General features: G+C 69.3%; 38 protein-coding genes. 2 read left to right on the forward strand and 36 right to left on the reverse strand.

Translation table 11 applies throughout. The features are described from left to right. Positions 1 to 50 precede the first annotated feature (50 nt). Complete coding sequence (locus ACQPZK_RS27775) at positions 51 to 575, forward strand: hypothetical protein (protein ID WP_433535750.1); 525 nt, start codon at positions 51 to 53, stop codon at positions 573 to 575. 167 nt (positions 576 to 742) lie between these two features. On the opposite strand, the gene ACQPZK_RS27780 is transcribed toward ACQPZK_RS27775, so the two are convergent. From ACQPZK_RS27780 to ACQPZK_RS27790, 3 genes are read right to left on the reverse strand one after another with little or no spacing between them, the layout of a single operon-like run. Next, on the reverse strand, positions 743 to 1,705 hold the full coding sequence (locus ACQPZK_RS27780) for an aldo/keto reductase (protein ID WP_433535751.1): 963 nt from the start codon (positions 1,703 to 1,705) through the stop codon (positions 743 to 745). A 37-nt stretch (positions 1,706 to 1,742) separates the two neighbouring features. Further along, positions 1,743 to 3,422, reverse strand: coding sequence for an ABC-F family ATP-binding cassette domain-containing protein (locus tag ACQPZK_RS27785; RefSeq protein ID WP_433535752.1), 1,680 nt, complete (start codon positions 3,420 to 3,422; stop codon positions 1,743 to 1,745). A 41-nt stretch (positions 3,423 to 3,463) separates the two neighbouring features. Next, a complete protein-coding gene (locus ACQPZK_RS27790; RefSeq protein ID WP_433535753.1) occupies positions 3,464 to 4,069 on the reverse strand; it encodes a class I SAM-dependent methyltransferase in 606 nt (201 codons plus the stop codon). A gap of 102 nt (positions 4,070 to 4,171) precedes the next feature. On the opposite strand from ACQPZK_RS27790, the gene ACQPZK_RS27795 reads away from it, so the two are divergent. Continuing rightward, entirely contained in the window at positions 4,172 to 5,212 is a 1,041-nt protein-coding gene (locus tag ACQPZK_RS27795) for a hypothetical protein (protein ID WP_433535754.1), read from the forward strand. Between the two features lie 73 nt (positions 5,213 to 5,285). Here ACQPZK_RS27795 and truA read toward each other — a convergent pair whose 3' ends face one another. From truA to rpsJ, 33 genes are all read right to left on the reverse strand, one after another. Then, the gene (gene truA / locus ACQPZK_RS27800; protein WP_433535755.1) at positions 5,286 to 6,116 is read right to left on the reverse strand and encodes a tRNA pseudouridine(38-40) synthase TruA; all 831 of its coding nucleotides are present in this window, start codon (positions 6,114 to 6,116) and stop codon (positions 5,286 to 5,288) included. Between the two features lie 71 nt (positions 6,117 to 6,187). Then, entirely contained in the window at positions 6,188 to 6,748 is a 561-nt protein-coding gene (gene rplQ / locus ACQPZK_RS27805) for a 50S ribosomal protein L17 (protein WP_433535756.1), read from the reverse strand. Positions 6,749 to 6,782: 34 nt separating this feature from the next. After that, entirely contained in the window at positions 6,783 to 7,805 is a 1,023-nt protein-coding gene (locus ACQPZK_RS27810; RefSeq protein WP_007465227.1) for a DNA-directed RNA polymerase subunit alpha, read from the reverse strand. 98 nt (positions 7,806 to 7,903) lie between these two features. Then, positions 7,904 to 8,530: a 30S ribosomal protein S4 gene (rpsD, locus tag ACQPZK_RS27815; protein ID WP_088987589.1), complete on the reverse strand. Its 627-nt coding sequence runs from the start codon at positions 8,528 to 8,530 to the stop codon at positions 7,904 to 7,906. Between the two features lie 13 nt (positions 8,531 to 8,543). Continuing rightward, complete coding sequence (gene rpsK, locus ACQPZK_RS27820; RefSeq protein ID WP_007073011.1) at positions 8,544 to 8,951, reverse strand: 30S ribosomal protein S11; 408 nt, start codon at positions 8,949 to 8,951, stop codon at positions 8,544 to 8,546. 87 nt (positions 8,952 to 9,038) lie between these two features. Beyond that, the gene (gene rpsM, locus ACQPZK_RS27825; RefSeq protein WP_007465236.1) at positions 9,039 to 9,419 is read right to left on the reverse strand and encodes a 30S ribosomal protein S13; all 381 of its coding nucleotides are present in this window, start codon (positions 9,417 to 9,419) and stop codon (positions 9,039 to 9,041) included. 267 nt (positions 9,420 to 9,686) lie between these two features. Next, positions 9,687 to 9,800 (reverse strand): 50S ribosomal protein L36, encoded by a 114-nt coding sequence (gene rpmJ / locus ACQPZK_RS27830; RefSeq protein WP_012184307.1) that lies wholly within the window; start codon positions 9,798 to 9,800, stop codon positions 9,687 to 9,689. A gap of 91 nt (positions 9,801 to 9,891) precedes the next feature. Continuing rightward, complete coding sequence (infA, locus tag ACQPZK_RS27835; RefSeq protein ID WP_007073013.1) at positions 9,892 to 10,113, reverse strand: translation initiation factor IF-1; 222 nt, start codon at positions 10,111 to 10,113, stop codon at positions 9,892 to 9,894. Positions 10,114 to 10,429: 316 nt separating this feature from the next. After that, positions 10,430 to 11,011, reverse strand: coding sequence for a DUF1707 SHOCT-like domain-containing protein (locus ACQPZK_RS27840; protein WP_433535757.1), 582 nt, complete (start codon positions 11,009 to 11,011; stop codon positions 10,430 to 10,432). 61 nt (positions 11,012 to 11,072) lie between these two features. After that, the gene (gene map, locus ACQPZK_RS27845; protein ID WP_433535758.1) at positions 11,073 to 11,924 is read right to left on the reverse strand and encodes a type I methionyl aminopeptidase; all 852 of its coding nucleotides are present in this window, start codon (positions 11,922 to 11,924) and stop codon (positions 11,073 to 11,075) included. An 88-nt stretch (positions 11,925 to 12,012) separates the two neighbouring features. Next, positions 12,013 to 12,666, reverse strand: a complete 654-nt coding sequence (locus ACQPZK_RS27850; protein ID WP_433535759.1) for an adenylate kinase — start codon at positions 12,664 to 12,666, stop codon at positions 12,013 to 12,015. Beyond that, positions 12,667 to 13,995, reverse strand: coding sequence for a preprotein translocase subunit SecY (gene secY, locus ACQPZK_RS27855; RefSeq protein WP_355050755.1), 1,329 nt, complete (start codon positions 13,993 to 13,995; stop codon positions 12,667 to 12,669). Positions 13,996 to 14,226: 231 nt separating this feature from the next. Next, positions 14,227 to 14,670, reverse strand: a complete 444-nt coding sequence (gene rplO / locus ACQPZK_RS27860; protein ID WP_433535760.1) for a 50S ribosomal protein L15 — start codon at positions 14,668 to 14,670, stop codon at positions 14,227 to 14,229. Beyond that, complete coding sequence (gene rpmD / locus ACQPZK_RS27865; protein WP_030329904.1) at positions 14,670 to 14,852, reverse strand: 50S ribosomal protein L30; 183 nt, start codon at positions 14,850 to 14,852, stop codon at positions 14,670 to 14,672. Before rpmD ends, rplO begins: the two co-directional genes overlap by 1 nt. Next, positions 14,852 to 15,466: a 30S ribosomal protein S5 gene (rpsE, locus tag ACQPZK_RS27870; RefSeq protein ID WP_013288621.1), complete on the reverse strand. Its 615-nt coding sequence runs from the start codon at positions 15,464 to 15,466 to the stop codon at positions 14,852 to 14,854. Before rpsE ends, rpmD begins: the two co-directional genes overlap by 1 nt. A gap of 33 nt (positions 15,467 to 15,499) precedes the next feature. Beyond that, positions 15,500 to 15,889 carry a 50S ribosomal protein L18 gene (gene rplR / locus ACQPZK_RS27875; protein WP_088998360.1) on the reverse strand — a complete coding sequence of 130 codons (390 nt, stop codon included), beginning with the start codon at positions 15,887 to 15,889 and terminating at the stop codon, positions 15,500 to 15,502. Then, positions 15,886 to 16,428: a 50S ribosomal protein L6 gene (gene rplF / locus ACQPZK_RS27880; RefSeq protein WP_433535761.1), complete on the reverse strand. Its 543-nt coding sequence runs from the start codon at positions 16,426 to 16,428 to the stop codon at positions 15,886 to 15,888. Before rplF ends, rplR begins: the two co-directional genes overlap by 4 nt. 16 nt (positions 16,429 to 16,444) lie before the next feature. Then, complete coding sequence (gene rpsH / locus ACQPZK_RS27885; protein ID WP_007465270.1) at positions 16,445 to 16,852, reverse strand: 30S ribosomal protein S8; 408 nt, start codon at positions 16,850 to 16,852, stop codon at positions 16,445 to 16,447. 115 nt (positions 16,853 to 16,967) lie between these two features. Beyond that, positions 16,968 to 17,153: a type Z 30S ribosomal protein S14 gene (locus tag ACQPZK_RS27890; protein WP_007073023.1), complete on the reverse strand. Its 186-nt coding sequence runs from the start codon at positions 17,151 to 17,153 to the stop codon at positions 16,968 to 16,970. A 1-nt stretch (position 17,154) separates the two neighbouring features. Continuing rightward, complete coding sequence (gene rplE, locus ACQPZK_RS27895; protein WP_124776994.1) at positions 17,155 to 17,721, reverse strand: 50S ribosomal protein L5; 567 nt, start codon at positions 17,719 to 17,721, stop codon at positions 17,155 to 17,157. After that, complete coding sequence (rplX, locus tag ACQPZK_RS27900) at positions 17,721 to 18,041, reverse strand: 50S ribosomal protein L24 (RefSeq protein WP_007465276.1); 321 nt, start codon at positions 18,039 to 18,041, stop codon at positions 17,721 to 17,723. The genes rplE and rplX overlap by 1 nt, the downstream gene beginning before the upstream one ends. Then, a complete protein-coding gene (gene rplN, locus ACQPZK_RS27905) occupies positions 18,038 to 18,406 on the reverse strand; it encodes a 50S ribosomal protein L14 (protein WP_007073026.1) in 369 nt (122 codons plus the stop codon). Before rplN ends, rplX begins: the two co-directional genes overlap by 4 nt. Positions 18,407 to 18,503: 97 nt before the next feature. Further along, positions 18,504 to 18,782: a 30S ribosomal protein S17 gene (rpsQ, locus tag ACQPZK_RS27910; RefSeq protein WP_355050759.1), complete on the reverse strand. Its 279-nt coding sequence runs from the start codon at positions 18,780 to 18,782 to the stop codon at positions 18,504 to 18,506. Continuing rightward, on the reverse strand, positions 18,779 to 19,015 hold the full coding sequence (gene rpmC, locus ACQPZK_RS27915) for a 50S ribosomal protein L29 (protein WP_007465283.1): 237 nt from the start codon (positions 19,013 to 19,015) through the stop codon (positions 18,779 to 18,781). The genes rpsQ and rpmC overlap by 4 nt, the downstream gene beginning before the upstream one ends. Then, positions 19,015 to 19,440: a 50S ribosomal protein L16 gene (rplP, locus tag ACQPZK_RS27920; RefSeq protein ID WP_073834927.1), complete on the reverse strand. Its 426-nt coding sequence runs from the start codon at positions 19,438 to 19,440 to the stop codon at positions 19,015 to 19,017. The genes rpmC and rplP overlap by 1 nt, the downstream gene beginning before the upstream one ends. A 3-nt stretch (positions 19,441 to 19,443) precedes the next feature. Further along, the gene (rpsC, locus tag ACQPZK_RS27925) at positions 19,444 to 20,313 is read right to left on the reverse strand and encodes a 30S ribosomal protein S3 (RefSeq protein WP_091402401.1); all 870 of its coding nucleotides are present in this window, start codon (positions 20,311 to 20,313) and stop codon (positions 19,444 to 19,446) included. Beyond that, on the reverse strand, positions 20,313 to 20,771 hold the full coding sequence (gene rplV, locus ACQPZK_RS27930) for a 50S ribosomal protein L22 (protein ID WP_007465297.1): 459 nt from the start codon (positions 20,769 to 20,771) through the stop codon (positions 20,313 to 20,315). Before rplV ends, rpsC begins: the two co-directional genes overlap by 1 nt. A 41-nt stretch (positions 20,772 to 20,812) precedes the next feature. Further along, positions 20,813 to 21,094: a 30S ribosomal protein S19 gene (gene rpsS / locus ACQPZK_RS27935; RefSeq protein WP_007465299.1), complete on the reverse strand. Its 282-nt coding sequence runs from the start codon at positions 21,092 to 21,094 to the stop codon at positions 20,813 to 20,815. A 12-nt stretch (positions 21,095 to 21,106) separates the two neighbouring features. Continuing rightward, positions 21,107 to 21,946, reverse strand: coding sequence for a 50S ribosomal protein L2 (gene rplB, locus ACQPZK_RS27940; RefSeq protein ID WP_030329891.1), 840 nt, complete (start codon positions 21,944 to 21,946; stop codon positions 21,107 to 21,109). 12 nt (positions 21,947 to 21,958) lie between these two features. Further along, positions 21,959 to 22,261: a 50S ribosomal protein L23 gene (gene rplW / locus ACQPZK_RS27945; protein ID WP_088998352.1), complete on the reverse strand. Its 303-nt coding sequence runs from the start codon at positions 22,259 to 22,261 to the stop codon at positions 21,959 to 21,961. Beyond that, positions 22,258 to 22,908, reverse strand: coding sequence for a 50S ribosomal protein L4 (gene rplD / locus ACQPZK_RS27950; RefSeq protein WP_433535762.1), 651 nt, complete (start codon positions 22,906 to 22,908; stop codon positions 22,258 to 22,260). The genes rplW and rplD overlap by 4 nt, the downstream gene beginning before the upstream one ends. Then, entirely contained in the window at positions 22,905 to 23,570 is a 666-nt protein-coding gene (gene rplC / locus ACQPZK_RS27955) for a 50S ribosomal protein L3 (protein WP_433535763.1), read from the reverse strand. The genes rplD and rplC overlap by 4 nt, the downstream gene beginning before the upstream one ends. Before the next feature lie 11 nt (positions 23,571 to 23,581). Continuing rightward, on the reverse strand, positions 23,582 to 23,890 hold the full coding sequence (gene rpsJ, locus ACQPZK_RS27960) for a 30S ribosomal protein S10 (RefSeq protein ID WP_007073037.1): 309 nt from the start codon (positions 23,888 to 23,890) through the stop codon (positions 23,582 to 23,584). Positions 23,891 to 24,013 lie beyond the last annotated feature (123 nt).

The raw sequence follows: 24,013 nt of genomic DNA on the forward strand, positions 1-24,013 counted from the left end.
CGACGCTCCGGCGTCGGGGAGGGGCCTCCCTCATTAGGGAGGAGACGTCCGTGACGCGTATCCGCACGGCGGTCGCCGCCGTCCTCGTCGGACTGGCCCTGACGCTTGTCGCGGCGACCCCGGCCGCCGCACGGGCCGACAAGTTGAAGCTGGTGGTGGCCGGTGACGGTGCCGTCGGGGTGACCATCCAGGCCACCTACCCCGACGGGCGTCGGCTGGACCGGGTGGTGCGACTGGTCCTCACCGCCACCGGCCCGGACGGGCAGAAGGTCGGGCCGGTGCAGTTGGAGCCGCAGCCCGAGGGGCAGGGCTTCTACAGCAGCGGTCCGGTGCTCACCGCCGGCACCTGGAAGGTCAAGGTGAACTCCCCCGCTCCCCTGTCGGGTGAGGCCACCGCAACGGTGCAGGCCCGTGCCGCGCAGTCTCCGCCCCCGCCGGAGCCGGTCGCGGTGACCAGGACGGCTGACGGCGCGGGCGGCGCGGGCTGGTGGCCGTACGCGGCGGCCGGCCTGGGCGTCGTCGCCCTGGCGATGGGGGTGGCCATGCTGTTCGGCCGCCGCCGCACCACCACCTGACCGACAGGCGTTTCACCAACCGGGCCGGGCCGCTGTGAGCGGCCCGGCCCGTCGCCGTCCGACCGGCTCGTGATCGACTCGGCTCCCCTGAAGTCGGGGTGTCCCGCGCACCAGGTCACCCCTGCTTCAAGGAACGCGAGTGGGGCAAGCGCGGCGCGGCACTCGGCTCAGAGGATGTCGCGCAGGGCGGTCAGGTCCTCGTCGGTGGGCTCCCAGGTGCCGGCTGCGGCGTTGGCGTGCACCTGCTCGGCGCTGGTGGCGCCGGCGATCACCGAGGTCACCGCGGGCTGGGCGGCCAGGCCACCGATCGCCACCTGGAGCATGGTCAGACCGCGCTCGTTCGCGTACGCCTCGATGGCCTCGATGGTGTCCCAGTCGGCTGCCGCGAACCGGTCGGCGTACCGGCCGCCGCCGGAGAGCCGGCTGCCGGCCGGGGGCTGCTCGCTGCGCTTGTACTTGCCGGTGAGCAGGCCGTTGGCGAGCGGGAAGAACGGCAGCATGCCGAGGCCGAACCGCTCACACGCCGGGATGACCTCGGTCTCGACGGAGCGCTCCAACAGGCTGTAGTGGTTCTGCGCGCTGATGAAGCGGGCCCGTCCGTTGGACGACGCGACCCAGTCCGCGTCGGCGATCTGCCAGCCGGCGAAGTTGGAGTTGCCCAGGTAGCGCACCTTGCCGTCACGGACCAGGTCGTCCAGGGCGGCGAGGGTCTCGTCGATCGGCGTACCCGCGTCGGGCTCGTGCATCTGGTACAGGTCGATGTGGTCGGTGCCGAGCCGGCGCAGCGACGCCTCGACCGCACGGGCGATGTAGCGCCGCGCGCCGCGCGCCCCGAAGTCCGGCCCGTTGAGGCCGTGCATGTCCATTCCGAACTTGGTGGCCACCACGACGTCGTCGCGGCGACCCTTGAGGGCCTGCCCGAGCAGTTCCTCCGAGCCACCCTGCGGCTCGCCGTAGATGTCGGCGGTGTCGAACAGGTTGATCCCGGCGTCCAGGGCGGCGTCGACGACCGCCCGGGTGCCGTCGAGGTCCAGCTTGCGGCCGAAGTTGTTGCAGCCGATTCCGACGACGGACACCACGAGCCCGGAGTCGCCCAGCCGGCGATAGGTCATCTCAGTCACGAGATCCACCCTATGCCGGCCGGACGCGCCCCTGCCCGGCGACCGATCAGCCGACGTCCCAGACCGGCTCCGGGGTCTCCACGACCTCGTTGTCGCCCCGGAACAGCACGAACCGGTCGAAGGACCGGGTGAACCACCGGTCGTGTGTGACGGCCACCACCGTCCCCTCGAACGCGTTCAGTCCCGCTTCGAGGGCTTCCGCGCTGGCCAGGTCGAGGTTGTCGGTGGGCTCGTCGAGCAGCAGCAGGGTCGCCCCGGACAGCTCCAACAGGAGCACCAGGAACCGGGCCTGCTGCCCACCGGAGAGGGTCCCGAAGCGCTGGTCGCCCTGCCCGGCGAGCTCGTACCGGCTGAGCACCCCCATCGCCGCGTGCCGGTCCATCCCCTGGCGGTGCTCGTCGCCCCGCCACAGGATCTCGACGAGCGTCTTTCCCATCAACTCCGGTCGGTCGTGCGTCTGGGAGAAGTGCCCGGGACGGACCCGCGCGCCGAGCCGGGCCGTACCGTCGTGCGCCACCGGCGCGAGCGCGCCCGCACCGTCGACCGGCCCGTTCGCCGGGTCGGGATCGGTGCCGCCGCGCGCCAGCAGCCGCAGGAAGTGCGACTTGCCGGTGCCGTTGGCACCGAGGACCGCCACCCGGTCGCCGTACCAGATCTCCAGGTCGAAGGGGAACGTCAGGCCGTCCAGCTCGAGCTGGTCGCAGACGACCGCACGCTTGCCGGTCCGCCCGCCGGTCAGCCGCATCCGGATGTCCTGGTCCTTCGGGGGTACGGGCGGAGGCCCGGCCTCCTCGAACTTGCGCAGCCGGGTCTGCGCGGCCTGGTACCGCGACGCCAACCCGTCGTTGTACGCCGCCTTCTGCTTGTACATCACCATCAGCTCGCGCAGCTTCTGGTGCTCCTCGTCCCAGCGTCGACGCAGCTCGTCGAGGCGGGCGTGCCGGGCCACCCGGGCCTCGTGCCAACTGGCGAAGCCGCCCGGGTGCACCCAGGCGCTGCCACCCTCGACGGCGACCACCCGGTCGGCGCTCTGCGCCAGCAGCTCACGGTCGTGCGAGACGTAGAGCACCGACTTCGTGGACTCGCGCAGTCGCGCCTCGAGCCAGCGTTTGCCGGGCACGTCGAGGAAGTTGTCCGGCTCGTCGAGCAGCAGCACCTCGTCCGGGCCGCGCAGCAGCAGCTCCAGGGCGAACCGCTTCTGCTGCCCGCCCGAGAGCGTACGCACCGGTCGGTCCCGTACGGCGTCCCACGGCTGGTCGAGCACGATGGTGGCGACGGTGTCGAAGAGCACCTCGGCGTCGTACCCGCCGGTCTCGCCCCAGGCGCCGAGCGCGTCCGCGTACGCCAACTGCGCCTTGCCCGCGGCGTTGCTGAACTTGCCGTGGGCCTCGGCCGTCCGCATGGCCGCCTCGGTCTCGGCGAGCCGGCGGCCGGCGTCGCGCAGCGCCGGCGGGGCCAGCGACAGGGCCAGGTCGGCGAGCGTCGTCTCGTCGCCGATCATGCCGATGAACTGCCGCATCACGCCCAGCCCACCGGCCCGCGCGATGCTGCCGGCGCGTACCGGAAGATCACCGGCGACCATCCTCAGCAAGGTCGTCTTGCCGGCGCCGTTCGGCCCGACCAGGGCGACCTTGGCGCCCTCACCGACCCGGAACGACACGTCGGCGAAGAGTTCCCGACCGTCGGGCAGCGTGTGCCCGACCGCTGCCACGTCCACGTATCCCACGGCGGGATCCTGCCCCAGCCGGGGCCGGTAGGGACATCCAATTACCGGGTGACCCGCAGCACCCGGAAGCCCTTCTGGCTGGCGTGCCGCTCGACCTGCCAGCCCTGTTCGACGAGCCAGCGGTGCAGCGAGTCGCCACCCAGGTGCCGGGCGACGACGAGCCAACCGACACCGTCCGGGGCGAGCCGGGGCAGCCAGCGCCGCAGCAGTTCGTGCAGCTCGTCCTTGCCGATCCGGATCGGCGGGTTGGACCAGAGCTGGGCGAACGTCACCTCCGCCGGTACGTCGTCCGGCGCGCTCACCCGGACCCGGTCACCGGCCCCGATCCTCGCCGCGTTGGCGGCGGTGAGGGCGCGGGCGCGGGCGTTGACGTCGACGGCCCAGACGGTGGTGGCCGGCGCGAGGTCGGCCAGGACGCATGCGATGGGTCCGAACCCGCAGCCGAGGTCGAGCAGGTCACCCGTCGTGTCGGCGGCGGGCAGGTCGGCCTTGCGCAGGAGCACGGCGGTGCCGGGATCGAGACGGCTGGCGGAGAAGACACCCCCGGCCGAGGCGAGTCGGTAGTCGCGGTCGGCGACGGAGAATTCGACCTCGCGCTCCGGTGCGTCGCTGGCGGGCTGCGCGGTGAAGTAGTGGTCGCCGGTCACGTCGGCAATTCTCGCACCGGGTCGGCCGGGTCACGACACGGCCCACACCCGCATTTCCCAATATTACCCCCTAAAGGGACAATGGCTCCTACTCTGGGCGACATGGTGTATCGGTACGAGTCCGAAGAGGACGCATTCGAGGACCCCGAACCCGGGTCCGACCTGGACGTGCTCGGCGCCGGTCCCCCTCCACCGGCCGGCCCCTCACCCTCCCGCTTCCCCGCGCCGTCGCTGCCCCGACCCAACCAGTTGGTGCTGCCGTCGAACCAGCCACCGCCGGCCCCGCGCGTCACCGCGCCGGCGGCGCCCCGCAGCCGGGTCTACACCTCGGCCCAGCCGATGGAGCCGTCCAAACGGCGCGGCGGTGGGCGACTCTGGCAGGTGGTGATCGGCGGCGCCGCCGTCCTCGTCCTCCTCGCGCTCTGCGGCCTGGGCGCCGCCGCACTGTTGGTGGATCGCGAACCGACGCCACCGAACAACACCCCGACGTACCAACCGAACGCCGCACCGTCCGCCACCGCCCAGCAGCAGGACCTCGACTCGCGGGACACCGACCAGGCGCCCCTCACCGCCAAGGAACTCTTTCCCGGCAAGGAACTGAAGCTCGCCGACGGCCAGCCCGCCTACCAGGTGCTCAAGACCCAGTCCAGCGGCAGTTGCGCCGTCGCCGCCACGGACGAGGTCGCGGACCTGCTGGTCCGGCTCGGCTGCAACCAGGTCGTCCGGGCGACGCTGCGGAGCCCCGGCGGCGAGCACCTGGTCACCACCGGCCTGTTCAACCTGACCGACAGGGCCAACGCCGAACGGGCCCGGGACCGGATCCGGCAGATCCTCGACGAGCGGCAGGGCCGGTTCCGGGGGCTCACCGCCGGCGACGACACCGATGCGCTCACCAGCGCCCCGGCGCGGGTGGGCTGGCAGGTCCGGGGCCACTACCTGGCGTACGCGCTGGTGGTCCGCGCCGACGGAACCGCCGTCAAGTCCGGCGACACCAAGATCCGGGAAGTCCTCTTCGACATGCTCGAGGCGCACCTCAGCCGGGGCGTCCTCCAGCGGCGGGCCGACATCGGCACGGCCGGGCAGCCGACGGGGGTGTCCACCGAGGGCAGCGGCAGCCAGAGCGGCAGCGAGGACGACGACTGACCCGCGACCCGTCCGACGGGTGTGCCGCCGAGCAGGTGGCACACCCGTCGTCGTCCGGGCCGGGGTCCGCCCGTCAGCCCTCGACCGGCACGCGCAGCCGACGCGTCAGATCGGCACGGCGCGCGTAGTCCGCCGGATCGTCCGGGTAGCCGACCGCGACCAGGGTCAGCCCGTGCGCCGGCGCCACCGTCACCTCGCTGGACCGCTCCTGCCGGGTCAGCAGGCTGCCCGGCCACCGAACCGGCCGACGGCCGTCACCGGCCGCGAGCATCGCCCCCACGAGGCTGCGCACCATCGCCTGGCAGAACGCGTCCGCCTGCACCGTGGCGACCAGGATGCCGTCGGGGTCCCGCCGCCAGTCCAGCCGGGTCACCTCGCGCAGCGTCGTCGCGTTCTCCTTGCGTCGGCAGTACGCGGCGAAGTCGTGCTCACCCACCAGGCCCTCGGCCGCGGCGTTCAGGGCCGCCAGGTCCAGCGCCCGCGGCCAGGCCAGCACCTCGTGCCGGCGCAGCGGCTCCGCGCCGTACGGGGCATCGGTCACCCGGTACTCGTAGCGTCGGAAGGTGGCCGAGAAGCGGGCGTCGAAGTCGGCGGGCACCTCGGTCATCGCCCGTACCCGCACGTCGGTGGGGAGCAGCCGCGCAAGCCGGCGCAGCAGCCGCCCCTCGTGCTCCCGCCACACCTCGACGGGCAGGTCCAGGTGGCACACCTGCCCGGAGGCGTGCACCCCCGCGTCCGTCCGGCCGGCGACCGTCAGGCCGGTCGCCGTACCCGCGCCCAGGACCAGGTCCAGGGTCTCGACGAGCACCCCGGCGACGGTCCGCCGCGTCGGCTGCGGCGCCCACCCGGAGAAACCCGCCCCGTCGTACGAGACGTCCAGCCGCAGCCGGATCCGCTCGTCCACCTCGTACCTCCTGTCACGGGTCGGGCCCGACACCCCGAAAGGGGTGCCGGGCCCGCACTGATGCCCGAAGGTCAGGCCTTGTTCTCCTCGGTGGCGAGGTCGCTGTCCTCGCGCGCCTCGGCGGTGTCGCCGGAGGCCGACACCGGCGCCTCGGAGTCCTGGTCGGCGTCGGTCGACTTCGGAGCCTCCTCGGCCGGGGCGAGCGCCTCGACCTTGTCCTGCTGCGCGGCCTTGCGGGCGGCGGTCTTCTTGTTCGCCTTCGGCTCGGCGACCTGAAGCTCCTCCACCAGCTCGATGATCGCCATCGGAGCGGCGTCACCCTTGCGCGGACCGGTCTTCACGATCCGGGTGTAACCGCCGGGGCGGTTCGCGTACCGGGGCGCGATCTGGTCGAACAGGGCGTAGACCACGTCCTTGTCCTTGACGACGCCCAGCACCCGACGCCGCGAGGCGAGGTCGCCGCGCTTGGCCTTGGTGATGAGCTGCTCGGCCAGCGGACGCAGCCGCCGAGCCTTCGTCTCGGTGGTCTGGATCTTGCCGTGCTGGAACAGCGCGGTCGCCAGGTTGGCGAGCATCAGCCGCTCGTGCGAGGGGCTGCCGCCGAGGCGGGGGCCCTTGGTGGGCGTGGGCATTTTTGGTGCTCCTCAGTTGTGGCGGCAGCGCGGACTAGAGCTGCTCGGTCTCGCGGTAGTCGTCGGTGTCGTAGTCGGCCTCGCCGAAGGTGTCCACGACGTGCGCCGGGTCGAAGTTCGGAGCCGAGTCCTTCAGCCCGAGACCCATCCCGGCGAGCTTCATCTTGACCTCGTCGATCGACTTCTGACCGAAGTTGCGGATGTCGAGGAGGTCGGCCTCGGTACGCCCGATGAGCTCACCAACGGAGTTGATGCCCTCGCGCTTGAGGCAGTTGTAGGAGCGGACGGTCAGGTCCAGCTCCTCGATCGGCAGAGCGAGGTCCGCCGCCAGCTGGGCGTCCTGCGGGGACGGCCCGATGTCGATGCCCTCAGCCGTCTCGTCCAGCTCACGGGCCAGACCGAACAGCTCCACCAGCGTCGAACCGGCGGAGGCCAGCGCGGTACGCGGGCCCATCGACGGCTTGGTCTCGACGTCGATGATGAGCCGGTCGAAGTCGGTACGCTGCTCGACGCGGGTCGCCTCGACGCGGTAGGTCACCTTCAGCACCGGCGAGTAGATCGAGTCGACCGGGATACGGCCGATCTCGGCGCCGGACTGCTTGTTCTGGGCGGCCGTCACGTAGCCCCGGCCCCGCTCGACGGTCAGCTCCATGTCGAGCCGGCCCTTGCCGTTCAGGGTCGCGAGCTTGAGGTCCGGGTTGTGCACCGAGACGCCGGCCGGGGGCTGGATGTCGCCCGCCGTCACGTCGCCCGGGCCCTGCTTGCGCAGGTACATGCTGACCGGCTCGTCGTGCTCGGAGCTGACGCACAGCTCCTTGATGTTCATGACGAGCTCGACCACGTCCTCCTTGACACCGGGGATCGTGGTGAACTCGTGCAGCACGCCGTCGATCTTGATCGAGGTGACCGCCGCACCCGGGATCGACGACAGCAGCGTGCGCCGCAGCGAGTTGCCCAGGGTGTAGCCGAAGCCCGGCTCGAGCGGCTCGATGGCGAACCGCGACCGGGTCTCGTTGATCGACTCCTCGGAGAGGGAGGGTCGCTGGCTGATGAGCATGTTGTCTCTTCTCTTCCGGGACGCCCGCTATTTGACGTCCACGACACAAACTGTTCCGGTGGCCCGCCCCGAAGGACGGGCCACCGCAACGAGCCCGACTACTTGGAGTAGAGCTCGACGATCAGCTGCTCCTGGACCTGCGTGTCGATGACCTGCCGGGCCGGGAGGGAGTGCACGAGCACCTTCATCTGGCTCGGAATGGCCTCGAGCCAGGCCGGCACCGTCTTCGAACCGGCCTGAGCCTGCGCCACCACGAACGGGGTGAGCTCCTTGCTCTTGCCCCGGACCTCGATGATGTCGTGCTCCTTGACGCGGTACGACGGGATGTCGACCTTCTTGCCGTTCACCGTGAAGTGACCGTGCTTGACCAGCTGGCGGGCCATGTCCCGCGAGTGGGCGAACCCGGCCCGGTAAACGACGTTGTCCAGCCGCGACTCGAGGATCTGCAGGAGGACCTCACCGGTCTTGGCCTGCTTGCCGACGGCTTCCTCGTAGTAGCCACGGAACTGCTTCTCCAGCACGCCGTACACGCGGCGGGCCTTCTGCTTCTCGCGGAGCTGGAGCAGGTACTCCGTCTCCTTGGTACGGCCGCGGCCGTGCTGCCCGGGCGGGAACGGCCGGGACTCGAACGGGCACTTCGGGCCATCGCACTTGCTGCCCTTGAGGAACAGCTTCATCTTCTCCCGCCGGCAACGGCGGCAGTCAGCACCGGTGTAACGAGCCATCTCTCTCTACCTCTCAGACCCGGCGACGCTTGGGCGGACGGCATCCGTTGTGCGGCTGCGGGGTGACGTCGGAGATCTGCCCGACCTCGAGGCCCACGGCCTGCAGCGAACGGATGGCGGTCTCCCGGCCGGAGCCGGGGCCCTTGACGAACACATCGACCTTGCGCATGCCGTGCTCCATGGCGCGACGCGCGGCGGCCTCGGCGGCCAGCTGCGCGGCGAACGGAGTCGACTTGCGGGAGCCCTTGAAGCCCACCTGGCCCGCGGAGGCCCAGGAGATGACCGCACCGGTCGGGTCCGTGATGGACACGATGGTGTTGTTGAACGTGCTCTTGATGTGCGCCTGCCCGTGGGCGACGTTCTTCCGTTCCTTGCGCCGGACCTTCTTGACAGCGGCTCCGGCACGAGCCTTCGGTGGCATAAGTCTGTGCGCTCCTAGTTGACTTTCCGATACAGGTTGCGGCCTGGCCTAGCTCGGCGGACCCAGACCCGTATTCCGGTCTACGTCTTACTTCTTGCCGGGCTTCTTCTTGCCGGCGACGGTCCGCTTCGGGCCCTTGCGGGTCCGGGCGTTGGTCTTGGTCCGCTGGCCACGAACGGGCAGGCCCCGGCGGTGCCGGATACCGGCGTAGCAGCCGATCTCAACCTTGCGGCGGATGTCAGCGGCGACCTCGCGGCGCAGGTCACCTTCAACCTTGTAGTTGCCCTCGATGTGGTCGCGGAGCTGCACGAGCTCCTCGTCCGTGAGGTCCCGAGCGCGCTTGTCCGGCGAGATGCCGGTGGCGGCGAGCGTCTCCAGGGCGCGGGTACGACCGACCCCGAAGATGTAGGTGAGCGCGATCTCCATCCGCTTCTCGCGGGGGAGATCCACGCCGACTAGACGTGCCATGTGCGGGCGTACTCCTTGTGATATGTGGCGGAGGTGTGGACCCGTCCCACCCCGCTACCGGCCGTCCCGTCTTTCCGACGCCGTCAGCGCCGGCGACCGGGATCGGTCGCTGCCCAAGCGGGCCCCGGCCTCCGACCGGGGGTCAGCCACGAAAGAAGTACGTCTCGCGTACCGCTCGCGGCTGGGACGAGCATGTGTGATGTGTGTGTCGCTGAGGAACTGCCTGGACCAACACCACCCGGCCGTGTTCCGGCCGGACGGGCTGAGTCAGCCCTGGCGCTGCTTGTGGCGCGGGTCGGTGCAGATGACCATGACCCGGCCGTGCCGGCGGATAACCCGGCACTTGTTGCAGATCCTCTTGACGCTCGGCTTGACCTTCACGGTTGCCTTACTTCCCATCTGGCCCGGCAGCGCGGCATCCGCGATACCGGACGTCGAAGACGGACACGGGACTTCCCGGTCGTCGTCAGGACTACTTGTAGCGGTAGACGATGCGCCCGCGGGTCAGGTCGTACGGCGAAAGTTCGACGACGACCCGGTCTTCCGGCAGGATGCGGATGTAGTGCTGCCGCATCTTGCCGCTGATGTGAGCCAACACCTTGTGGCCGTTCGCGAGCTCCACCCGGAACATGGCGTTCGGCAGGGGCTCGATGACCCGACCCTCGATCTCAATGGCTCCGTCTTTTTTCGGCATGTCCTCCGCTGTCCTGACGTCGATTGCTCCGGGCGACCCACAACGCCTTACACGGAAATCTGACCAGAATCAGAAGACCGCGCCAGCCGCGGCTCCAGCTCCCACCGAAGCGCAGGGTGGGCATGCCGGAGTGGACGCTGTGCGCCGATCAGAAAGTGTACGCCCGCCTGCGGCCTGCCGCCAAACCACCCACCCCACCCACGCCGATCCGGCCGCACCTCCCCCGCCCCGGACCCGTTGATCATGAAGTTATCGCCCTCGATCACGGCGTGTCGCGACACCAACTTCATGATCACCGGTCGGGGCGGCGGGTGGGTCAGGCTGTTGTGGGCGGATCGTTCGGTTCTTCGGAATTCTGGGCTTGTTGTTCGCGGCGCTCGCGCTTGGCACGTTTGCGTTCGCGGCGGCGCTCCCGCTCGATGGCCTGGCGTCGGGGTTCGCCCCTGGTCAGGCCCCCCACCGTGCGGACCACCAGCACCGCTCCCCACGGGCCGGCCACCCAGATCGGCCAGAAGTACAGCAGATCCCCGCTGAGCAGCGAGGTCACCGCCCAGATGGTCACCACGATGGCGATCACCCGCAGGTACGGCAGCCAGACCTCAGCCATCCACCGGGCGGTCACCCCACGCGCCACGAGCGCGCTGGGCTCGTCCGCAGGGCCGACCGGCACAGCGGCTGCCGGCACCGGCGCCAGGGCTGAGCGCTGCGCGGGCGTCACCGGCGGCAGATCCGTCAGCAGGACGTCCAACTCGCCGTACGTGCGCGCGGCATACGCCCGCTGCAACCGCTCGTCGTACTCGTGCAGGTCCAGACGGCCCTCGTTGAGCGCCACCCGCAGCCGCTCGGCCACGGTCTCCCGGTCCGCGTCCGCCGCCCGCATCTCGTCGCGCCCGTCCATGCCGGCAAGCATGCCACCGCCCCGCCAGTCGCACCCGCCAGCCCTGCGGCGAGACGGGCCGTCAGGGGGCCGTCGACTCGGCCGGCTGACGGGCTGTCACGAGGTCACCGAGCCGGGCCCGGCCCCCGTCGAAGGCGGTGAGCACCCAGACGCCATCGGGCAGGAGCGCCATCGAGTGCTCGACGTGCGCCGCGATCGAGCCGTCCCGGGTCACGACCGTCCACCCGTCGGCCAGTTCGACCGTACGCGGCGAGGCCATGGTGATCATCGGCTCGATCGCCAGTGCCATGCCCGGTACCAGACGCGGCCCCTTGCCCGGCCGGCCGTGGTTGAGCACGTGCGGGTCCTGGTGCATCTCGGTGCCGATCCCGTGCCCGCCGTACCCGTCGACGATGCCGTACCGGCCGCCCTTGCGGACCGCGGTCTCGACGGCGTGCGAGATGTCGGTGAGCCGGCCCTTGCCGCTGGCCGCTCCACGGGCGGCGGCGGCGATACCGGCCCACATGGCGTCCTCGGCGACCTCGGCCATCCTCAGCAGCGCCGGATCGACCTCGCCGACCCCGACGGTGATCGCCGAGTCGCCGTGCCACCCGTTCAACACCGCGCCGCAGTCGATCGAGATGAGATCGCCGGCGGCGAGCACCTGGTTCGGCGAGGGGATGGCGTGCACGATCTGCTCGTTCACGGAGGAGCAGATAGACGCCGGGAAGCCGTGGTACCCCTTGAACGACGGGACGGCACCCGCCTCGCGGATCGTCGACTCGGCGATGGCGTCCAGATCGGCGGTGCTGACGCCGGGCGCCACGGCCTCGCGCATCCGGCGCAGGGCCTCGGCGACCACCAGGCCGGCCGCCCGCATCTTCTCGATCTGGTCAGGGGTCTTCAGCTGGATGTCCAGCTGGGGACGACGCATGGAGCGGTTACCTTTCGTTGCCGAAACAGCGGGGCACGTCTCGCGTACCCCGCTGTTCGCACTCTATCCGCCGCAGTGCGGCCGGGCCTCAGCCGCCGTACGACCGCAGCGCGTCGATGGCCCGGGTCGTGACGTCCTCCACCGGGCCGGTGGCGTCGATCCCGACCAGCTTGCCCTGGGCGCCGTAGTAGTCGACCAGGGGTGCGGTCTTCTCGCTGTACTCCCGCAGGCGGGTGGCGATGGTCTCCGGCTTGTCGTCGTCGCGCTGGAACAGCTCGGCGCCGCACCGGTCACAGATGCCCGGCCGGGTGGTGGCGTCGAACTCGACGTGCCAGATCTTGCCGCAGCCCCGGCAGGTGCGCCGGCCGGAGAGCCGCCGGATCACCTCGTCGTCGTCGACCACCAGCTCCAGGACCAGGTCCAGAGCGGTGCCCAGGTCGGCGAGGAGCTTGTCCAGAGCGGCTGCCTGCGGAGTGGTCCGCGGGAAGCCGTCGAGGAGGAAGCCCTCGCTGGCATCGGGCTCGGCGAGCCGATCCCGGACCATGTTGATGGTGACCTCGTCCGGAACCAGCTCGCCGGCGTCCATGTAGCGCTTCGCCTCGACGCCGAGCGGCGTGCCCTGGGTGACGTTCGACCGGAAGATGTCCCCGGTCGAGATCTTGGGCACCGCGAGGTGGGCGGCGATGAACTCGGCCTGCGTGCCTTTGCCCGCGCCCGGCGGGCCAACCAGAACGAGTCTCATCTACCGCAGGAACCCTTCGTAGTTCCGCTGCATGAGTTGGCTCTCGATCTGCTTCACGGTCTCCAGACCGACGCCGACCATGATGAGCACAGCGGTGCCACCGAACGGGAAGTTCTGGTACTGCTGGTTGTCCAGCCAGATGAAGAAGAAGTTCGGCAGGATCGAGATGACGCCCAGGTAGAGCGCACCGGGCAGGGTGATCCGGCTGAGGATGAAGTCCAGGTAGTCGGCGGTCGGCTTGCCCGGACGGATGCCCGGCACGAAACCGCCGTACTTCTTCATGTTGTCCGCGACCTCGGTCGGGTTGAACGTGATCGACACGTAGAAGTACGTGAAGAAGATGATCAACAGGAAGTAGACCGTGATGTAGATCGGGCTGTCCGGGGCGACCAGGTTGTTCTGGATCCAGGCCTGGACCTTGCCCGGGTCGTTCTGGTCGAAGAACTGGAGCGCCAGCTGCGGCAGGTAGAGCAGCGACGAGCCGAAGATGACCGGGATGACACCCGCCTGGTTGACCTTCAGCGGGATGTAGGTCGAGGTGCCGCCGTACATCCGCCGGCCGATCATCCGCTTGGCGTACTGCACCGGAATCCGGCGCTGCGCCTGCTCGATGAAGGTGACCGCGGTGATGACCACCAGAACCAGCGCGATGACCAGGGCGAACATGTCCCAGCCCTTGCTGGTCTTGATCTGCCAGCCCTCGCTGGGCAGGCGGGCCGCGATCGAGGTGAAGATCAGGACGGACATGCCGTTGCCGACGCCGCGGTCCGTGATCAGCTCGCCGAGCCACATGACCATGCCGGTACCGGCGGTCATGGTGATCACCAGGATGGACAGCGTCAGCCAGTCCGGGATGCCGGTGCCCTCGGGGATGATCGGGAACTGGTCGCAACGGTTCTGGAACAGCTGACCGGAGCGGGCCAGGGCCACGAACGCGGACGCCTGCAGGACACCGAGACCCAGGGTCAGGTAGCGGGTGTACTGCGTGATCTTCGCCTGGCCGGCCTGGCCCTCCTTGCGGAGCTGCTCGAGGCGCGGGATCACGACGGTCAGCAGCTGCAGGATGATCGACGCGGTGATGTAGGGCATGATGCCCAGCGCGAAGACCGAGAGCTGAAGCAGCGCTCCGCCGGAGAAGAGGTTGAGCAGATTCAGCGGGCCCGTCGTGTCGCCCGAGATGGAGTCGAGGCACTTCTGCACGTTGCCGTACGAGACGCCCGGGCTGGGCAGCGTGGCACCCAGCCGGTAGACCGCGATGATGCCTACTGTGAACAGCAGCTTCTTGCGCAGGTCAGGCGTACGGAACGCACTGAGAAAGGCGGACAGCAACTTCTTCCTCCTGCGCGAGGCGGGCCGCCGGTGATCCCTGGCGGGTCGGGGTGCATCCCGGGCGAGTGCCCGGAATCCATGGCTGGGAAGGGACTCTAACAGCCCTCTCCCGCTCCGGGCAGGTGTGCCCGGCTACATAAACCGATTCCGATATTACCGGGCGCTGAGGCCCTGGGCAGACCTAGGCGCCCGCCAGTTGCTCGCAACTGGCGGGCGCCGAGGTCGTACGCCTTACAGCTCGGTGACGGAGCCACCGGCAGCGGCGATCTTCTCCTTGGCCGACGCGCTGAACGCCTGCGCCGACACCTGGAGCGCCACACCGCCAAGGTCCCCGGTGCCGAGGATCTTGACCGGCTGGCCCTTGCGGACCGCGCCGGCCTCGACCAGCTCGAGCGGGCCGACCTGGCCGCCGTTCGGGAACAGCTCGGCGAGCCGGTCCAGGTTGACCACCTGGAAGACCACCTTGAACCTGTTCTTGAAGCCCTTCATCTTCGGCAGGCGCATGTGGATGGGCATCTGCCCACCCTCGAACGCCGCCGAGATGTTCTTGCGGGCCTTGGAGCCCTTGGTACCGCGACCGGCGGTCTTGCCCTTGGAACCCTCACCGCGACCCACACGGGTCTTCGCGGTCTTGGAACCGGGCGCCGGGCGCAGGTGGTGCACCTTGATCGTCATTACTCGACCTCCTCGACCTTCACGAGGTGGTTGACCGTGAAGATCATGCCGCGGATCTCGGGCCGGTCCTCCTTGACCACCACGTCGTTGATCCGCTTGAGACCGAGCGAACGCAGCGAGTCACGCTGGTTCTGCTTGGTCCCGATACCGGACCGGAGCTGGGTGACCTTCAGGCGTGCCATCAGGACGCCACCCCCGCCCGCGACGCCAGCATGGCGGCCGGCGCGACGTCCTCCACCGGCAGACCACGACGCGCCGCGACCTGCTCGGGGGACTCGAGCCCCTTCAGGGCCGCCACGGTGGCGTGCACGATGTTGATCGGGTTGGACGAGCCGAGGCTCTTGGAGAGCACGTCGTGGATACCGGCGCACTCCAGAACGGCACGCACCGGACCACCGGCGATGACACCCGTACCGGCCGAGGCCGGCTTGAGCAGCACGACGCCGGCGGCGTCCTCACCCGTCACCGGGTGCGGGATCGACTGACCGATCCGCGGGACCTTGAAGAAGTGCTTCTTGGCCTCCTCGACACCCTTGGCGATGGCCGCGGGCACCTCCTTGGCCTTTCCGTAGCCCACGCCGACCGTGCCGTCGCCGTCGCCCACGATCACCAGGGCGGTGAAGCTGAAGCGACGACCACCCTTCACGACCTTGGCGACGCGGTTGATCGCGACGACCCGCTCAAGGTGCGGGGTCTTCTCGACGGGCGCGTTTCCGCGGCCGCCCTCACGGCGGTTGTCGCGGCGACCACCCTCGTTGCCACCGGACCCGCCGCCACGGCGCTGTTGACCTGGCATCAGCAGCCTTCCTTATCTCTCGTGACGGGGTTGTTAGAACTCGAGCCCGGCTTCGCGGGCGGCGTCGGCAAGCGCGGCGACCCGCCCCGCGTACCGGTTGCCACCGCGGTCGAAGACGACCTTGGAGACGCCGGCGGCCTTGGCCCGCTCGGCGAGCAGGGCGCCCACCTTGCCGGCGAGGGCGCTCTTGTCGCCCTCCGTACCGCGCAGCGAGGCGTCCAGGGTCGACGCCGACGCCAGGGTGTGGCCCTTGGTGTCGTCGACGATCTGGGCGACGATGTGCCGCAGCGAACGGGTGACGACCAGGCGCGGACGCTCGGCCGTACCGCTGACGTTCTTGCGGACGCGGAAGTGCCGACGCGCACGCCCAACGGCGCGCTTGGCGGCGACGCCGCGGCGGCGCTTGAGCAGCGTGGCGCTCACTTCTTACCTGCCTTTCCGGCCTTGCGGCGGATGACCTCGCCCTGGTACTTCACGCCCTTGCCCTTGTAGGGCTCCGGCGGACGGATCTTCCGGATGTTGGCGGCGACCTCACCGACCTGCTGCTTGTCGATGCCGGCCACGTGGAACAGGGTCGGCCGCTCCACCGTGAAGGTGATGCCCGCCGGGGCGGGAACGACCACCGGGTGCGAGAACCCGAGCGCGAACTCGAGGTCCGAACCCTTGGCGGTGACCCGGTAACCGGTGCCGGCGATCTCCAGGCTCTTACGGTAGCCCTCGGTCACGCCGACGATCATGTTGGCGACCAGGGTACGGCTCAGGCCGTGCAGCTCCTTGGCCTTGCGCTCGTCGTTCGGGCGGTTGACGTTCAGCTGCCCGTCGTCCGCACGCTCGATCGTGATCGGCTCGGCGATCGTGTGCTGGAGCTCGCCCTTCGGGCCCTTGACCTTGACGGTCTGCCCGTCGATCGTGATGTCGACGCCGGCTGGCACCGGGATCGACTTACGTCCAATTCGCGACATTTCTACCAGTCTCCCGTTACCAGACGAAGGCGAGGACTTCCCCGCCAACACTCCGCTTGCGGGCCTGCCGGTCGGTCAGCAGTCCCTGGGACGTCGAAATGATCGCCACGCCCAGCCCACCGAGCACCCGCGGGAGCCCGTCCGACTTGGCGTACACCCGGAGACCGGGCTTGGACACGCGCTTGATGCCGGCCAGGCTCCGCTCGCGGTTCTGGCCGTACTTCAGCTCGACGACCAGTCGCTTGCCGACGGCGCCCTCCTCGGGCTCCTCGACCGACCAGGTGGCGATGTAACCCTCGGCCTTCAGGACCTCGGCGATGTTCGCCTTGATCTTGGAGTAGGGCATCTTCACCTGATCGTGGTACGCCTGGTTGGCGTTACGCAGACGCGTGAGCATGTCTGCGATCGGGTCGGTCATCGTCATGGATTTCGTCAGCCTTTCTCGCCGGGGTTCCCGGGGCATCAGCCCCGGGCCTACGGCGAAGAGCAATACCTAATCGGTGCAGGAGTTCCCGGCCGGAGCCGGGACGCGGTCGCCCTTACCAGGAAGCCTTGGACACACCCGGCAGCTCACCGCGGTGGGCCATCTCCCGGATGCAGACCCGGCAGAGCCCGAACTTGCGGTAGACCGCCTTCGGACGCCCGCACCGCTGGCAGCGGGTGTACGCGCGAACCGAGAACTTCGGCTTCGCGGCCGCCTTGAGGATCAGCGCCTTCTTGGCCATCTCAGTTCTCCTTGAACGGGAAGCCCAGGAGCTTGAGCAGCGCCCGGCCCTCGTCGTCGGTCGTGGCGGTGGTGACCACCGTGATGTCCATGCCCCGCTGGCGATCGATCCTGTCCTGGTCGATCTCGTGGAACACCGACTGCTCGGTCAGACCGAACGTGTAGTTGCCGTGCCCGTCCAGCTTGCGCCCGTCCAGACCGCGGAAGTCGCGGATACGGGGCAGCGCGATGGACAGCAGCCGGTCCAGGAACTCCCACATGCGGTCGCCGCGGAGGGTCACCTTCGCGCCGATCGGCATGCCCTCGCGGAGCTTGAACTGCGCGATGGACTTGGTCGCCCGCCGCACCTGCGGCTTCTGGCCGGTGATCGTGGCGAGGTCGCGGACCGCGCCGTCGATCAGCTTGGCGTCGCGAGCAGCCTCGCCGACACCCATGTTGACGACGATCTTGACCAGCCGCGGCACCTGCATGGGGTTGCCGTAGCTGTTCTGCTCACGCAGCTGGGCCACGATCTCGTTGCGGTACCGCTCCTTGAGGCGCGGCAGGGTCTTTTCGGTAGCCGTGGTCATCACAGGTCCTTACCGGTGCTACGCGCGATGCGGACCTTCTGGCCGTTGTCGTCGATCCGGTAACCGACGCGGGTCGGCTTGCCGTCGGAGTCCAGGACCTGCACGTTCGAGACGTGGATCGGGGCCTCCTGGGTGACGATGCCGCCGGTCTTGGCGCCACGCTGGGTGGTGCTGATGCGGGTGTGCTTCTTGACCCGGTTCACGCCCTCGACCAGGACCTTGTCCTGCCGCGGGTAGGCCGCGATGACCTTGCCCTTGGCACCCTTGTCCTTGCCGGCGATGACGACGACCGTGTCGCCCTTCTTGACCTTCACGGTCACAACACCTCCGGCGCGAGGGAAATGATCTTCATGAACCGCTTGTCCCGCAGCTCCCGGCCCACCGGGCCGAAGATGCGGGTACCGCGCGGGTCCCCACCGTCCTTGATGATGACGGCGGCGTTCTCGTCGAAGCGGATGTACGAGCCGTCCGGCCGCCGCTTCTCCTTGGCCGTGCGAACGACGACCGCCTTGACGACGTCGCCCTTCTTCACACCGGCACCCGGGATCGCGTCCTTGACCGTGGCCACGATGACGTCGCCGATGCTCGCGTAGCGCCGACCGGAGCCACCGAGAACCCGGATGCACAGGATCTCCCGAGCACCCGTGTTGTCGGCGACACGCAGTCGCGACTCCTGCTGAATCACGTCTATCTCCTATGTCTGCCGGTTCTCCGGCCGCCGTGGCGGCCGGAGCCTGGCGGAACCTACGCCCGACGCAACGCCGGGCGAGCTCGAGCCTTCGCTACTTGGCCTTTTCCAGGATCTCCACGATCCGCCAACGCTTGGTGGCGCTCAGCGGCCGGGTCTCCATGATCAGGACCCGGTCGCCGGTGCCAGCGGCGTTCTGCTCGTCGTGCACCTTCAGCTTGCTGGTACGACGCATGATCTTGCCGTACAGCGCGTGCCGAACCCGGTCCTCGACCTCGACCACGACGGTCTTGTCCATCTTGTCGCTGACCACCAGGCCCTCGCGAACCTTGCGGCGCGCGCGGGTGGCGTCGGCGGTGGTGTTCTCGGTCATGATGCAGTCACCTCAGTCGGCGCGGCCGAGAGCCCCAGCTCGCGCTCGCGCATGATCGTGTAGATCCGGGCGATCTCCCGACGGATGACCTGCAGCCGCCGGTTGTTGTCCAGCTGCCCGGTTGCGGCCTGCACGCGGAGGTTGAACAGCTCCGCCTTGGCCTCCCGCAGCTTCGTGACCAGCTCCTCCTCGGAGAGCTCACGCAGCTCGGTCGCCTTAACGCCCGCTGCCATCAGGATTCACCCACTTCGCGCGTAACAATGCGGCACTTCATCGGGAGCTTGTGGATCGCGCGACGCATGGCCTCACGCGCGATCTGCTCGTTGGGGAACGACATCTCGAAGAGAACCCGTCCCGGCTTGACGTTGGCGACCCACCACTCGGGCGAACCCTTACCGGAACCCATCCGGGTCTCGGCAGGCTTCTTGGTGAGGGCCTGGTCCGGGAAGATCGTGATCCAGACCTTGCCGCCACGCTTGATGTGACGGGTCATCGCGATACGCGCCGACTCGATCTGGCGGTTGGTCACGTACGCCGGCTCGAGAGCCTGGATCCCGAACTCGCCGAACACCACCCGGTTACCACCCTTGGACGCGCCGTGGCGGTCCGGGTGGTGCGGCTTGCGGAAGCCCTTCGGGGGCTTGCGCGGCATCAGCATCTGTCAGCCCTCCTGCTGCGTTTCTGCCGGAGCAGCAGTGGCCGCGACAGCAGCGCTGTCGACCGGCTCGCCGCTCGGCGTCTCGGCCTGCTGCGCGATGGTGGTCGCAGCAGCCCGACCGGCCTCGGTGCCACCAGCCGTGGTGCCGGACGAACCCGACCGGCCACGGCGCGGACGCTCGGGACGGTCGCCGCGCTCACCACGACGCGGGCGGGACGGACCGGCCTCGGCCGGAGCCTCCCGGCCCGGGACGGCGTCGCCCTTGTAGATCCAGACCTTCACGCCGATCCGGCCGAACGTGGTACGGGCCTCGAAGAAGCCGTACTCGATGTTGGCCCGCAGCGTGTGCAGCGGAACCCGGCCCTCACGGTAGAACTCGGTCCGGCTCATCTCGGCGCCGCCGAGGCGACCCGAGACCTGAACCCGGATGCCCTTGCAGACCGGGTTCTTCATGGCCGACTGCATGGCCTTGCGCATCGCCCGACGGAAGCTGACCCGGCTGGACAGCTGCTCGGCCACGCCCTGCGCGACGAGCTGAGCGTCCGACTCGGGGTTCTTCACCTCGATGATGTTCAGCTGGACCTGCTTGCCGGTGAGCTTCTCCAGCTCGCCGCGGATCCGGTCGGCCTCCGCACCCTTACGGCCGATGACGATGCCCGGCCGGGCGGTGTGGATGTCGACGCGGACGCGGTCGCGGGTGCGCTCGATGTCGACCTTGGAGATCCCGGCACGCTCGAGGCCCTTGGACATCATGCGGCGGATCTTGACATCCTCGCCGATGTAGTCCTTGTAGAGCTTGTCCGCGAACCAGCGGGACTTCCAGTCGGTCGAGATGCCGAGCCGGAACCCAGTGGGGTGAACCTTCTGACCCATTACTCGGCGTCCTCCGTCTTGCTCTGCGCTTCGGCCGGTGCGGCCTCCGTGGCCGGGGCGGCCTTCTTCGCCGCGGCCTTCCTCGGCGCTGCCGGCGCGACCGCCTCGACCGCCACGGTGATGTGACAGGTGCGCTTGCGGATCCGGTACGCCCGACCCTGCGCCCGCGGCTGGAACCGCTTCATCGTCGGGCCCTCGTCCACGAACGCCTCGCTGACGAGCAGCGCGTCGGGGTCCAGCCGCTCGTTGTTCTCCGCGTTGGCGATCGCGCTAGCGAGCACCTTGTACACCTGCTCGCTCGCAGCCTGCGGCGCGAACTGCAGCACCGTGAGAGCCTCCTTCGCGGGCAGGCCGCGGACGAGGTTGACCACCCGGCGCGCCTTCATCGGCGAGATGCGCACGTGCCGCGCAACCGCCCGCGCGCCCGGAAGCACCGGAGCGTCGCCCTTTCCTGGCATCGCTGTAACCCCTTGTTCCCTCTATCCGTATGCCCGCGGCGTCAGCGCCGACGGCTCTTCCGGTCGTCCTTCTCGTGACCCTTGAACGTGCGGGTCAGCGCGAACTCGCCGAGCTTGTGCCCGACCATCGCCTCGGTCACGAACACCGGGACGTGCTTGCGTCCGTCGTGCACGGCGATCGTGTGCCCCAGCATCTCCGGGATGATCGTCGAGCGCCGCGACCAGGTCTTGATCACGTTCTTGGAGCCCTTGTCGTTCTGGACCTCCACCTTCTTGAGCAGGTGGTCGTCGACGAACGGGCCCTTCTTCAGGCTGCGAGGCATGTCTTATCTCCCTCAGCCGCGCTTACGCGTGGCGTAGCGACGGCGGACGATCAGCCGGTCACTCGGCTGGCCCTTACGGCGGGTGCGGCCCTCGGGCTTACCCTGCGGGTTGACCGGGTGGCGACCACCGGAGGTCTTACCCTCACCACCACCGTGCGGGTGGTCGACCGGGTTCATGGCGACACCACGGACGGTCGGGCGCTTGCCCTTCCACCGCATACGGCCGGCCTTACCCCAGTTGATGTTCGACTGGTCGGCGTTGCCGATCTCGCCGATGCTGGCGCGGCAGCGCACGTCCACCCGCCGGATCTCGCCGGACGGCATACGCAGGGTCGCGTACGCGCCCTCGCGGCCGAGCAGCTGGATACCGACGCCGGCGGAGCGGGCGAGCTTGGCCCCGCCGCCCGGACGCAGCTCCACGTTGTGGATCGTGGTACCGACCGGGATGTTGCGCAGCGGCAGGTTGTTACCCGGCTTGATGTCGGCGCCCGGACCGGACTCGACGCGGTCGCCCTGCTTCATGTCCTTCGGCGCGATGATGTACCGCTTCTCGCCGTCGGCGTAGTGCAGCAGCGCGATGCGCGCGGTGCGGTTCGGGTCGTACTCGATGTGAGCGACCTTCGCCGGCACGCCGTCCTTGTCGACCCGCTTGAAGTCGATCAGACGGTACTGGCGCTTGTGACCGCCGCCGTGGTGCCGCGTGGTGATCCGGCCGTGGGCGTTACGCCCGCCCTTCTTCGGCAGCGGAGCCAGCAGCGACTTCTCCGGCGTGGACCGGGTGATCTCGGCGAAGTCGGCGACGCTGGAGCCACGACGGCCCGGCGTCGTCGGCTTGTACTTACGGATAGCCATTGTCTACACCCCTCAGCTGACCGGGCCGCCGAAGGCCTCGATACGGTCACCGTCAGCCAGCTTCACGATCGCCCGCTTGGTCGCCTTGCGCTGACCGAAGCCGGTCTTGGTGCGCTTGCGCTTGCCCTGGCGGTTGAGCGTGTTGACCGTCAGGACGCGGACGTCGAAGATCTGCTGGATAGCGATCTTGATCTCGGTCTTGTTCGCGTCCGGGTGCACCAGGAAGGTGTACCAGTTCCGGTTCAGCTCGCTGTAGCTCTTCTCCGAGACGACCGGCGCCACGATGATGTCGCGCGGGTCGGCGATCGTGCTCACTTGCCACCCTCCTCGGTGGTCTCGGCGGGCACGCCCAGGAACTCGTCCAGGGCGTCCTTGGTGAAGACCACGTCGTCGGCCACCAGCACGTCGTACGTGTTCAGCTGGCCGGACTCGATCAGGTGCACCCGCTGCTCGTTGCGCAGCGACACCCAGTTCAGCTCGTCGGTGCTGCTCAGCACGACCAGGACCCGACGGGCCTCGGTGAGCTTGGCGAGCGTGGCCAGGGCGGCCTTGGTCGACGGCTTCTCGCCCGAGACGAACGCCTCGACGACGTGCACCTGCCCGGCGCGGGCCCGGTCGGAGAGGGCACCCCGCAGCGCGGCGGCCTTCATCTTCTTCGGGGTCCGCTGGCTGTAGTCGCGCGGCACGGGACCGTGCACCACGCCACCTCCGGCGAACTGCGGCGCGCGGATCGAGCCCTGCCGGGCGCGACCGGTGCCCTTCTGCTTGTACGGCTTCTTGCCGCCACCGGCGACCTCGCCGCGGGTCTTGGCCTTGTGCGTGCCCTGTCGGGCCGCCGCGAGCTGGGCCACCACGACCTGGTGCATCAGCGCGACGTTGGCCTGCACGTCGAAGATGTCCGCCGGCAGCTCGACCGAGCCGCTGGTGGTGCCTTCGACGGTGCGCACGTCAACGGTGGTCACTTGGCCGCACCGCCCTTCTTCACCTTGCTCTTCGCCGCGGTACGGACCAGAACGAGCGCGCCCTTGGGACCAGGAATGGCACCCCGGACGAGCAGCAGGTTGTTCTCGGTGTCGACCGCCTGGACGGTGAGGTTCTGCACGGTGTAGCGCACGCCACCCATGCGACCGGCCATCCGTGTGCCCTTGAAGACACGACCCGGGGTGGCGCAGGCGCCGATGGAGCCGGGCGAGCGGTGCTTGCGCTCGACACCGTGGCTGGCGCGCAGACCGTGGAAGCCGTGCCGCTTCATCGGGCCGGCGTAGCCCTTGCCCTTGGTCTTGCCGGTGACGTCGATCGTGACGCCCACCGGGAACTCCTCGACCGTGATCTCCTGGCCGAGCGAGTACTCCGACGCGTCCGTGGTGCGCAGCTCGACGATGTGCCGGCGCGGCGCCACGTCCGCCTTCGCGTAGTGCCCGCTGACCGGCTTCTTGACCTTGCGCGGGTCGATCGTGCCGTAGGCGAGCTGGACCGCGGAGTAACCGTCCTTCTCGGCGCTACGAACCTGGCTGATGACGCACGGGCCGGCCTCGACCACGGTCACGGGAACAACCTTGTTGTTGTCCCAGACCTGGGTCATGCCGAGCTTGGCGCCCAGGATCCCCTTGACTTGCCTGTCCATTTGTCCGGTCCCTACAGCTTGATCTCGATGTCGACGCCAGCCGGCAGGTCGAGGCGCATGAGCGAGTCGACCGTCTTCGGGGTCGGGTCGATGATGTCGATCAGCCGCTTGTGCGTGCGCATCTCGAAGTGCTCGCGCGAGTCCTTGTACTTGTGCGGCGAGCGGATAACGCAGAAACGGTTGATCTCCGTGGGCAGCGGCACCGGGCCCGCGACCTGCGCCCCGGTACGCGTCACCGTCTCGACGATCTTCCGAGCCGAGGAGTCGACGACCTCGTGGTCATAGGCCTTGAGCCGGATGCGGATCTTCTGTCCCGCCATGGTGGCTTCTGTTCCTTCTCTCGATGCCGCTGTGTTGCGGGCGCCTGTACCGGCTGGCACAGGCCCACTTCGCCGACCCCCGCGGTCGGGCGTGTCGCGCCCTCGGGCCAGGCTCCGCCCCGA

This window comes from Micromonospora sp. CA-249363 (assembly GCF_050950185.1).
Lineage (GTDB): Bacteria > Actinomycetota > Actinomycetes > Mycobacteriales > Micromonosporaceae > Micromonospora.